10 protein-coding genes are annotated in these 4,719 nt (G+C 59.1%); 3 read left to right on the forward strand and 7 right to left on the reverse strand.

Annotated elements, in window-relative coordinates; genetic code table 11:
• Positions 1 to 48: 48 nt before the first annotated feature.
• The 7 genes from HZR14_RS13465 to HZR14_RS13495 all read right to left on the reverse strand — a co-directional run bounded on the left by HZR14_RS13465 (position 49) and on the right by HZR14_RS13495 (position 3,339).
• Positions 49 to 1,095 carry a tyrosine-type recombinase/integrase gene (locus HZR14_RS13465; RefSeq protein WP_181693392.1) on the reverse strand — a complete coding sequence of 349 codons (1,047 nt, stop codon included), beginning with the start codon at positions 1,093 to 1,095 and terminating at the stop codon, positions 49 to 51.
• A gap of 130 nt (positions 1,096 to 1,225) precedes the next feature.
• Positions 1,226 to 1,426, reverse strand: a complete 201-nt coding sequence (locus HZR14_RS13470) for a hypothetical protein (protein WP_181693393.1) — start codon at positions 1,424 to 1,426, stop codon at positions 1,226 to 1,228.
• Positions 1,426 to 1,677, reverse strand: coding sequence for a DUF7389 domain-containing protein (locus HZR14_RS13475; protein ID WP_181693394.1), 252 nt, complete (start codon positions 1,675 to 1,677; stop codon positions 1,426 to 1,428). The genes HZR14_RS13470 and HZR14_RS13475 overlap by 1 nt, the downstream gene beginning before the upstream one ends.
• Entirely contained in the window at positions 1,674 to 1,892 is a 219-nt protein-coding gene (locus tag HZR14_RS13480) for a hypothetical protein (RefSeq protein WP_181693395.1), read from the reverse strand. Before HZR14_RS13480 ends, HZR14_RS13475 begins: the two co-directional genes overlap by 4 nt.
• On the reverse strand, positions 1,893 to 2,486 hold the full coding sequence (locus tag HZR14_RS13485; RefSeq protein WP_181693396.1) for a hypothetical protein: 594 nt from the start codon (positions 2,484 to 2,486) through the stop codon (positions 1,893 to 1,895).
• 118 nt (positions 2,487 to 2,604) lie between these two features.
• Entirely contained in the window at positions 2,605 to 2,934 is a 330-nt protein-coding gene (locus HZR14_RS13490; protein WP_181693397.1) for a hypothetical protein, read from the reverse strand.
• Positions 2,935 to 3,339: a PadR family transcriptional regulator gene (locus tag HZR14_RS13495; RefSeq protein ID WP_181693398.1), complete on the reverse strand. Its 405-nt coding sequence runs from the start codon at positions 3,337 to 3,339 to the stop codon at positions 2,935 to 2,937.
• 212 nt (positions 3,340 to 3,551) lie between these two features.
• Here HZR14_RS13495 and HZR14_RS13500 point away from each other — a divergent pair, with 212 nt between their 5' ends.
• Genes HZR14_RS13500 through HZR14_RS13510 form a run of 3 tightly spaced genes read left to right on the forward strand, consistent with a single transcriptional unit; the run spans position 3,552 to position 4,636 of the window.
• Complete coding sequence (locus tag HZR14_RS13500; RefSeq protein ID WP_181693399.1) at positions 3,552 to 3,866, forward strand: winged helix-turn-helix domain-containing protein; 315 nt, start codon at positions 3,552 to 3,554, stop codon at positions 3,864 to 3,866.
• Positions 3,863 to 4,153, forward strand: a complete 291-nt coding sequence (locus tag HZR14_RS13505) for a winged helix-turn-helix domain-containing protein (protein ID WP_181693400.1) — start codon at positions 3,863 to 3,865, stop codon at positions 4,151 to 4,153. Before HZR14_RS13500 ends, HZR14_RS13505 begins: the two co-directional genes overlap by 4 nt.
• Positions 4,154 to 4,198: 45 nt before the next feature.
• Complete coding sequence (locus HZR14_RS13510; RefSeq protein WP_181693401.1) at positions 4,199 to 4,636, forward strand: hypothetical protein; 438 nt, start codon at positions 4,199 to 4,201, stop codon at positions 4,634 to 4,636.
• Positions 4,637 to 4,719: the final 83 nt, after the last annotated feature.

The following is a 4,719-nucleotide window of genomic DNA, read 5'->3' on the forward strand; positions in this document are numbered from 1 at the left end:
TTGCAGCAACCCCGCTCGTTTGCACGGCCATGTGGGCGCGTTTGACCATCATTCTCGGTCGATGAATTCCCAGCGGCGGCTTCCTTTCTCGCGGCGCGATGCCCGATCGTAGTGCTTATCGAGAATCCGTTCCGAGGCGTCGACCTCCTCGGCAACGACCCCCCGCGGAACGTTGTCGTTCCGATACTTCGTGACCCTCGCCTTCCGAATATCGTGGGGCGAGCGAGATGACGGACACTTACTCATCTTACTATGATCCGTTGCCTCGCAAGTCTCCGGATCACGCTCGTGCGGACACTCCTCGCCTCGAGCACAAGGCCGCGTCCAGCGGTAGACTGCATCCCGGATGCAGCTGGCGGAAACTCGTCCTCTGGTCGTCGTAATCAGAGGCTCCCGTCCATACTCATCCGTGACATCCGGACGAGGACCATCGATCCAGTCCTCAAGCACCCCCGCGATCCAGTCTTCAATCCGGTTGTAACGCTCGCTTTGCTTCCCATTCTTCAGCGGGGTTCCCGTCTCCGGACGGTGCCGGAGGTCGATACCAGGCTCTCGACCATCCAATTCGACGTCCTCGTCCAAATCGATCGAACGGATGCCTCCGGTCCTCGATCCGAGATACCACAGGAGCATCCAAGTTACGTGATCTCGGCTCGCGTACTCGTAGGTCCGAAGATACTCAAGAACCACCGGCACCCGCTCGGGCACAATCTTGCTGTCGCTCACCTCATCGTCGTCCGACAAGCTGGGGAGCGGAACACTCAGGTACAGATCCTCGGAAACAGCATCGATACTACCGCAAAACCGAAGGAAGGACCGAAGAGTCGCGAGATTCGAGTGGAGCGTCTTCTTCGCGAGCTCCTCATCCTGGCCGTTGCTGTAACCACCCTCACGTCTCCATACCCGAAATTTGTAGAGATCGCGGCCACTCAGTGTATTCAGGTTGTCAACTCCGCCTTCCTCACGACACCACTCTAGAAACGCTCGGAGGTCGGATTTATGCCCAGTATGGGTCCACTCCGCCGCGTCGGTATCGACCCGTTCGAGATGAAGGTCGATAGCCTCTGATGGGGTGATCGGCTCGAGATCACTCATCGCTTGCCCCCGTCGGTCGCGACCGCCGTGACCGAAGCGCATTCGAGGCAGAGCCACCGATCAGCGAAGGGGCGACACGGCCGGATAAATCCGCAGTCGTCGCACCGGTGAACCGGCTGTCCCGGTGGCATCAGTCGTCCCTCCACGCATCCCGGACGACGGTCTCGACGCCGTCCTCCTCGAGCGGGTCGCACTCTCCACAGTAGTACCGCCGGTTGCGCTCGCCGTCGATCAGGACCGTCACCGGCCGCTTGTGGGCGTCCGGATCGCCACAGCCGTCACAGCCCGGCCCGTCGATAGCGAACGCTCTCGCGAGGTCCTTCGCTCCCATCAGGAATCGACCTCCTGCTCCTCAAGCGTGGTCTGATCCTCTGTGAGTCGATCTACTGTCGTGTCGTCCGGCTGAATCGCCCGGACCTGCGCAGCCTGCTCCTCGAGGCGCTTCGTCATCGCTTCGCGTCGCTGATCCAGTGTCTGCAGGTCGTCCGCCTGGACGGTCGCCTTCAGCGTGTCTCGGTCGTCGGTGCCGTTGCCGCGCTGGATTTTGACGTCCATCGAGAACATCGGATCGTCCTCGGTCATCGACCGACCAGCCTCCGGAGCTTCGCGCGAACGCGATCGCGTTGTGTGACTCGCCACGAGTCGTCAAAGTCGACGTCATCGTAGTACAGCGGCAATCGCGGGCGGGCGTGCCCGTTGAGGCAGCTATCGAGCTTCTTGCCGATCCACATCTCACAGTGCGGGCAGTACCACGGGGACGGCGTCGCATCGGAGTCATCGACGATCCGATCAGACATCTACCGAACACCTCCATCGGTCGCGACGGCCGATCCACTCGCCGATTCCCCGACGCGCGCCGGTCGCAACAGTTCAGCGTCGCCGATCGTCCGCCACTGGACGTCCCCGGAGTTGAGTTCGCGGCCCTCACAGAGGACGGCCTCCTCGATCACGTCGACGCGGAGCCGACGATCGTCCTCGCCGACGAGCTCGAGCGCGCGAAACGACCCCGACTCGCCCCCGATCGTCGTGTCGATCAGCCCGCGCGCCGTCTGCGTCCCGGCGGCCGACTGGATCGACTCGTAGCGAACGACGACCTCCATCCCGAGGAGGTCGTCTTGACGCGGCGTCACGCCTTCGAACAGTAGCGTCGACGATTCCTCGGTCGACTCGACGGCATCGTCGACGGTCGTCGTGCCCTCGGGTCGCGAGACGGGCGTCACGCCCGTCTGCGAGCACCGGAGTGCGTGCGTCTGGGCCTGCTTGTGCGCCTGCGCTCGTCCGTCTCGGATGCTCACGCGGTCGCACTCGATACAGCGGACGACGAAATCGCTCGGGCTCTCGTGATCGACCCGCCAGCCGCGCGGGATCACACCGGATGCGGGTGGGGTCATCGCTGCCCCCCATCGCAGTACGGACACTCCGTCAACGGGCAGTAGACCGTTCCGCCAGTCGTGCTACAGACGTGTGCCGCAGCGCCGCGTGGCGGCGCGTACGGTTCCTCCCGTCGGTTCATCGCGCATCACCGTCCTCGACGTAGAGTTCCTCGAGATCGGCGCTCTCCATGCCGTCCTCGCCGTCCTCGACGAGCGGCTCGGTGAACGTCGAGACCTCCTCTCGAAACAGCGTGAGGATCTCGCGAACGCTCGACTCGGTCGAGACGGAGCTGTGCTGTTTCGTGATCGTGTTCACCATCGACTCGAAGATCTCGTCTTCCTCCTCGAGGACGTCGATGCCATCAGCCAGCCGGCTGTAGGCCAGCATCTTCTGGAAGCCCTTCGTGTTGAGAATCGCCTCGATCTGCTCGTCGGTCAGGTCCTCCGTCGAGATGCGCTCGGACATCTACCGAGCACCTCCATCGATCGCTTTGAGCGCGCCTGCGATGCGCTGTCCGTGCTCCCGAATGACCTCGCGGCCGCGTTCCGAGAGCGCGTACTCGTGCGAGCGCTTGTCGTGTTCGTTCTCGCGCTTCTCGACGAGCCCGGCGTCGACGAGGGCGTTCAGGTTCGGGTAGAATCCGCCGTCCGTGATATCGTCGCCACGGAGCGCGCCGAGAACGTCCATGATCCGGTGGCCGTTTGCTGGCCCCGAGTGCGCCAGCGCGAGCAGCACGTCGCGCCGGTAGTCAGGTAGGTCGATCAGTCGCTTCGAGCCGCCGTCCGATTTGAGTCGAACGTCGGTCTTTTCATCCGTCGGTGCCTCTCCGTCCGTGCGGGCTCTCTCGCCCGCGCCTGGTTTCGAACTCATCTCTGGGTCACGAAACCACCTTTTCCGGGCCTGTGTCACTACCACAGGCCCGAAATACTAGACGCCGACAGCGATCCGTCGACGTAGCGGTTTCGTAGGTACTGCCTCGAACTAACTATGCAAAAATGTATCGCCCAAACCGAGAAAGATATAGTATCTTAAACAGTACTTTGGTTTCTTAATAAGTGAGAATATGCATATAGGTAGAGTTAATGAGACAGTCCGGTACTTGGATGTCGATTTGGGATGATCGGATACTTGAGACAATCCGATCGAAAGGTCCTCTACCTGTCGGGGAGATCGCCGATGAAGAGGGGGTTAGAATACAACAGCCGTCTGTTTCTCGTCGCTGCTCGAAACTTGCGGACCACAGTTTGGTTATCGCTCTTGGGAACGGCGTTTATCAGATAACTGAACAGGGGAAGGGATATCTTGACGGCGAATACGATGCGGAAAACGGGGTGTGGATGCAGGACGGAGATGACAACGGCGCGCCGTCGGCCGGGGAACAGCCGGGTGAGATATGAGCGATCGTCGATCGGCTCCTTGGATGTGCCCGCTCGATGAGCGGATCATGGAGATCCTCGATCGGGAAGGCTGGTCGACCCCACGGTTGATCGAGGACGTCACGACAATGAATGCCTCGGAGGACCGATCGCGTGAACGATTGAAGCTGTTGTCTGAGGCTGGCCTCGTTGCCCCGATCTACGAGGATGCGTCTATGTACGAGCTGACCGGCGAGGGACAGCGGTATCTCGCCGGTGATCTCGATGCGGCAAAACATGTGGAACGGCCGAATCCACACGCTGTTTAGTCAAAGAATCTAATTGATAGAAGAATATATTACATTATATAAAATATGGAATCGGATAGCTGGATATACAGGATAATTGACCGACTTATTGGGGTCAAAAATGTTCAGCAACTCCGAGAAGATCTCAAAACAATCACATTTGAAAAGTCTGAAAAATTTCAGCGCTGGGATGCTGATGTGCAAAAGACTCAAAAACAGGCACTTGAAGCTGCGAATAAAGCAAGAGACAGCACTTGGGATAAAATTACACTTGGTTTAGGAGTCGTGGGCGTTCTGCTCGGTTTTGCACCTATCATTCCATCTGTTATTGAGATTGTTGGTTTGATCATTTCAATACTCAGCGCAATTAGACGAACCGCAGTCGAGATTCTGATTTATCGAGATCCATACCGTCTTAGGCATCCGGACAACGTGAAATTCGCTTATGCGTGGAACAATGCGATGAATGGGGCCACATCCCTTTTCTTTATACGGCTCTGTTGAATCACTAGACAGCGGCGGGATCGGTCGCTAAATCAAAGGAATTGAAGCGGGAGGCTTCCGTTGTCCATGACGCAAATCTCCCG

The organism is Natronomonas salinimetallica (genome assembly GCF_013839515.1).
Classification (GTDB): domain Archaea; phylum Halobacteriota; class Halobacteria; order Halobacteriales; family Haloarculaceae; genus Natronomonas.